This is a genomic window from Martelella sp. (genome assembly GCF_984369615.1).
In genome coordinates, this window is sequence record NZ_CFHTCS010000348.1 from 1 (window position 1) to 4,589 (window position 4,589).

At 63.6% G+C, this 4,589-nt stretch carries 4 protein-coding genes; 2 read left to right on the forward strand and 2 right to left on the reverse strand.

Annotation, left to right across the window (positions count from 1 at the left end):
• A partial coding sequence (locus tag AC5DC2_RS19900; protein ID WP_491699727.1) for a GTP cyclohydrolase II occupies window positions 1–329 on the forward strand: 329 nt, incomplete at its 5' end.
• Window positions 330–384: 55 nt separating this feature from the next.
• Entirely contained in the window at window positions 385–816 is a 432-nt protein-coding gene (gene ribH / locus AC5DC2_RS19905; protein WP_024708510.1) for a 6,7-dimethyl-8-ribityllumazine synthase, read from the forward strand.
• A 37-nt stretch (window positions 817–853) separates the two neighbouring features.
• Here ribH and AC5DC2_RS19910 read toward each other — a convergent pair whose 3' ends face one another.
• Both AC5DC2_RS19910 and AC5DC2_RS19915 read right to left on the reverse strand, forming a co-directional pair.
• Window positions 854–3,097: a putative bifunctional diguanylate cyclase/phosphodiesterase gene (locus AC5DC2_RS19910; RefSeq protein ID WP_491699728.1), complete on the reverse strand. Its 2,244-nt coding sequence runs from the start codon at window positions 3,095–3,097 to the stop codon at window positions 854–856.
• Between the two features lie 202 nt (window positions 3,098–3,299).
• A partial coding sequence (locus AC5DC2_RS19915) for a helix-hairpin-helix domain-containing protein (RefSeq protein WP_491699729.1) occupies window positions 3,300–4,589 on the reverse strand: 1,290 nt, incomplete at its 5' end.

Genomic DNA, 4,589 nt, shown 5'->3' on the forward strand with positions numbered 1-4,589 from the left:
ATCTGAGGGGGCAGGAGGGTCGCGGCATCGGCCTTGCCAACAAGATTCGCGCCTATGAACTGCAGCAGCAAGGCCTCGACACCCACGCCGCCAACGTCGCGCTCGGCCTGCCGGCTGATGCCCGCGACTATCATGCCGCGGCCCATATCCTGAAAAGCCTGGGCATCGCGCGCCTCAGGCTTCTCAGCAACAATCCGGAGAAGCCGGAAGCCCTGGAACAGGCAGGCCTGCATGTTGAAAGGCGGGTGCCGCTGATTGTCGCCTCGAACCCCTTCAACGAAAACTATCTTTCGGCAAAACGCGAGAAATTCGGCCATCTCCTGCCGTGAGCGCCGCGCCGACCCTCCCGTAAGCCTCCACTTGAGCCAGAAAGGAAATTATTCCGTGTCCCACCGTATCGCCATCGTCATCTCCCGTTTCAACGAGAAGGTCACCAGCGGCCTTCTGAACGGCGCAAAGACCGAGCTTGCCGAGCGCGGCGTCACGCTCGCCGAGACTGATATCTTTGACGTGCCGGGCGCTTTCGAGGCGCCGCTGGTCGCCAGGAAGCTTGCCAAAAGCGGTAACTATGACGGCATCGTGTGCATCGGCGCGGTCATCAAGGGCGAGACGGCCCATTTCGAATACATCTCGGAGGCCGCCGCCCACGGGCTGATGCAGGTTCAGCTTGAGACCGGCATGCCGGTCTCCTTCGGTATCCTGACCACTTATACCGCGATGCAGGCCTTCGAACGCTCCGCCGATGACGAACACAACAAGGGCCGCGAGGCGGCGGCCGCCTGCATTGAGGCGCTGGAGGCGCTGGCAAAGGCCTGACGGTCACACCGCGCTTGGCCTGGCGACGGCCCGGCCGTCAAACAGACGCGCCGGGATCCGTTCCTTCTGAGGCGGCCGTGCCGCGTCCCGTCGCGTTGCGGTGAATGCCGAGCAGCAGGTCGATGTCCTTGAGCGGCATCGGCCTCGCGTAGAGGAACCCCTGGAGTTCGTCGCATCCCATCGCGGTCAGCGCATCGTCCTGTGCGCGCGTTTCCACGCCTTCTGCCGTGGTCCGCAGGTTCCGGGCGTGGGCAAGATCGATGATCGCGCGAATGATGGCCTTGTCATCGGCCTTGCTCTTGGCGTTTTCCTTCAAGCCCTCGACGAAGCACCTGTCGATCTTGATCCTGTCGACATTCAGCGACTTCAGGCGACCAAGCGATGAGAAGCCCGTGCCGAAATCATCGATGGCGATGCGCACGCCGCGCTCGCGCAGCGCAACCAGGTTTTCGGCCACGGCGCCGGCTTCCTCGGTCGCCACGGACTCGGTGATCTCGAGTTCGAGCCTCGCCGGCGCGAGCCCGCTTGAGAGCAGGACCTGCTCGACCTTTCCGGCATAGGTAGGATCGGAGAGTTCGACGCCCGATACATTGACGGCGATCGAAAGGCCAGGCCACTTCGCTGCGGCCGCGCATGCCTTCGTCAGCGCGAACCGGCCGATATCCTCGATCAGCCCGGCTTCTTCGGCGATCGGAATGAACAGCTCCGGCGATACCCATCCGATCTCCGGATGGTGCCAGCGCAGCAGCGCCTCACAGCCGACGATCCGCCGCGTGAGCGCGGACTGGACCGGCTGATAGTAGACCGAGAGCTGGTTCTGGCCGAGAAGGGCGGTTCTCAGATCCATTTCGGTTCTTCGCCGCAGGCCCAGCGTCTCGTCCATCGCGTCGGAGAAAAAGGAACAGCGCCCCCGGCCGGCAGTCTTCGAATAGTAGAGCGCCACGTCCGCCTTGCGCTGCAGGTTGACGCGGTCATCCCCGTCGCGCGGGAAAATTGCGGCGCCGATGCTGACGCCGAGGAAAACCGTATTTCCCGCGATATGGAACGGTTCGCGCGCGGCTTCCACCATACGCCGGCAGAGCGCGCCGATCTCCTCGTCGCCGCCCTTTCCGCTCAGCATGACGGTGAATTCGTCTCCGCCGATGCGGGCGACAAGGTCGTCGCGTCGAACGATCGCCTGCAGCCTCAGGGCGAACTCCCTGATCAGCGCGTCGCCCGCCGGATGGCCGAGCGTATCATTGACCTGCTTGAACCTGTCGAGATCGAGGTAGAGAAGGGCCAGCGGTACGACCGGCCTCTCGGCCAGGCGACGGTCGACGTTCTCGTTGAAGGACAGCCGGTTGGGGAGGTCGGTCAACGGATCATGCAGCGCCAGGTGACGGACGCGTTCCTCGCTCTCCTCAAGTCTGCGCGACCGGCTGTCATGGATCGTCAGGAAGATCGCGATCGCGGCGAGCGCGATCACGATGAGGGCGATCAGCACCGGTATCACGCGCGCCATGACCGCGGATCCGGGCCGGTAGGGCTGCCAGACGAAATAGCCGATAGTTCTGCCTTCGCTGGTTTTGAGCGGCTGGTTGGAGCCGTCCGGCGTCCATGAAAAGTGGAGGGCCTCGAACATGTAGTCGTTCTGAAGTTCCTCGATCAGGCTGCCGTCGAGAAACCGGATGGCGACATGCAGATATTCCTGGCCCGGCTCCTGTTGCACGAATTCGGAATGGGGAACGATCGGCTTGATGCTGACCACGGCGGGATGCTCTCTGATCACGGCCAGATCGGAGACGCCCGCTGTCAGGTCCCGTTCATTGATCTGGCCGTCGTTGCCTGCGATCAGCTTGGCCCGAAGTTCTTCGGCAAGGGGCTCGACCTCGCTTTGGATGGCGTCATAGGCGTACTGGCTCGCCATGGCGCCATCGGTGAAGGCGTAAAGCGCCCGGTCGGAAGGGTCGAGGATGTAGACGCCGTCAAAGCCGAAATAGTCGTGCATCCAGGTGCCGAGATTGTCGTCGATCCAGGTGAAATTGCCGGCACGGACCTCGATGACCGCATCGTCCCAGACCGTCGCGCTTTCCTGGTCATGGGCCACTTCGGTCTGCAACTGGGAGATCACGAGCCGGACGAGCCGCGCCTGCCGCTCATGGGACGCCTTGTCCGCCTCCCTTCCGGCCCAGTTCAGCAGGGCGAGAACGCCGAGGCAGATCAGCAGCGTGAGCCCCAGGGCGGGTGTTGCACGCGTCAGGAGAAACCGAGAGCGGCTTTTTGCCTGTCTTTTGTTATTCATTATCGAAGCCGATCATCGTATTCGGGACGAAAACTATGCGCAAAGGCGCATCGCCGCACAAGGCGAACCTGCACCGCTGTCAGAACCGAAGCATCTTTACGTCTTGGGAAGTGTTTCAGATGACACAGAGGCAACTTTGAGCCGCGCCGGTTCCCGTGTCATTTCGGGATGTCGCCGCCCTTGGTTCGCCAGGCGGCATGGCTCAATGAAAATCTCGGCTCGGGAACAACCGTTTCGCCTGCTCCCGCGGGTGGTGGGCGCGGGGCTGGAGTTTCGGGCGGCGCGGCGTGTCGTCGGCCTTTGGATCGGTGATGCCGATGGCGTCGTCCATCGGGTGGCCGAGTTCGGAGAGGCGCCAGGAGCAGTCTTCTATGGTTTCGGCGATCACGTGGACGACGACGCCTTCGCGCTGTAATTTGCCGGTGACCTTCAGCAGGCGGCCACCCATCACCGTGCGACGGAAGCGTTCATAGACCTTTTTCCACACGACGACGTTGGAGACGCCGGTTTCGTCCTCGAGCGTGAGGAAGATGACGCCCGACGCCGTGCCGGGGCGCTGGCGGGTGATGACGAGGCCTGAGACGCTGACGCGCCGCAGCGGCGTTGTCGAGAGCGACGAATGCAGCGTCAGGCCGGGCATTTTCGGGCGCAGCAGCTCCATCGGGTGGGCGCGCAGGCTCATGCGGGTCGCGACATAATCCTCCACCACCTGCTCGCCGAGATTCATCGTCGGCAGGATGACATCCGGTTCGCTGATATGCTCGCCGTCGATCGGATCGGAAAAGAGCGGCAGCGGTTTTGGCGCGCGGATCGCCTTGACGCGCCACAGCGCATCGCGGCGCGACAGGCCGGCATCGGCGAAGGCGTCGGCCTCGGCAAGGCGCTCCAGTACCGCCGGCATCAGGCCTGCGCGCAGCCACACGTCCTCCGGGGTCTGATAGCCGTTGCCGCGCGCGTTCTCCAGCCATTCGGCATCCTCCTTCTTCAGCCCCTTGATCTGGCGGAAGCCGAGGCGCAGCGCATAGGCGCCATCGGCGCGGCGCTCCAGCGTGCAGTCCCAGGCGCTGTGATTGACCGAGATGGGGCGGACTTCCACCTGATGCTCGCGGGCATCGCGGACGATCTGGGCCGGGGCGTAAAAGCCCATGGGCTGGGAGTTCAGCAGCGCGCAGGCGAAGGCCGCCGGATAATGGCATTTCAGCCAGGCAGAGACATAGGTGAGCATGGCAAAGGCCGCCGCATGGCTTTCGGGAAAGCCGTAATCGGCAAAACCCTTGATCTGGGCGAAGCAGCGCTGGGCGAAATCAAGCTCGTAGCCGTTTTTCAGCATGCCGTTGACGAACTGCGTCTCGAATTCGCCGATCGTGCCCATCTGGCGGAAGCTTGCCAGTGAGCGGCGCAGCCGGTCGGCATCTTCCGGCGAAAAGCCGGCGGCGACCACGGCGATCAGCATCGCCTGCTCCTGAAACAGCGGCACGCCCTTGGTCTTTTC